Origin of the sequence: Streptomyces sp. SID13726 (assembly GCF_010548375.1) — a bacterium.
Lineage (GTDB): Bacteria > Actinomycetota > Actinomycetes > Streptomycetales > Streptomycetaceae > Streptomyces.
This window is the reverse complement of the sequence record NZ_JAAGLY010000919.1, coordinates 1-379: the sequence shown is the minus strand read 5'-3', so window position 1 is coordinate 379 and position 379 is coordinate 1. Positions and strand designations below refer to the sequence as shown.

1 pseudogene is annotated in these 379 nt (G+C 74.7%); it reads left to right on the top strand.

Going from position 1 to position 379, the window contains the following annotated elements:
* Nucleotides 1-232: 232 nt before the first annotated feature.
* Nucleotides 233-379: pseudogene (locus G3I78_RS52740) on the top strand (NAD(P)/FAD-dependent oxidoreductase); the annotation flags it as partial.

Here is a 379-nt window from a genome sequence, read left to right as displayed (position 1 = left end):
GATGCTCACGGCACCTCCTCCGCGCGGGTGCCGCCGCGCGGTGCACGGCGGGTGCTGTCGTGGACAAGCCTGCCCGGGGACGCGCCGGGGGTCGTCACGCGAAACGTGTGATCGCCCCCGTCGGCGAGGCGTCGGTGCGTGCCGTTGCCGCACCTCGCACGGTGTACGAGAACGCGCCAGACTGGGGCCGTCCGCCCGAGTCCCGGGCACCCGAGTCACTGCGGAGGTCGTCATGAGCGCTGGACGTCACGTCGTCGTCGGAGGAGGGCTCGCCGCCGCGAAGGCCGTCGAGACGCTGCGCGGCGAGGGCTACGACGGCGGGCTGACCGTCGTCGCGCGCGAGCGGCACCGACCGTACGAGCGGCCGCCGCTGTCGAAG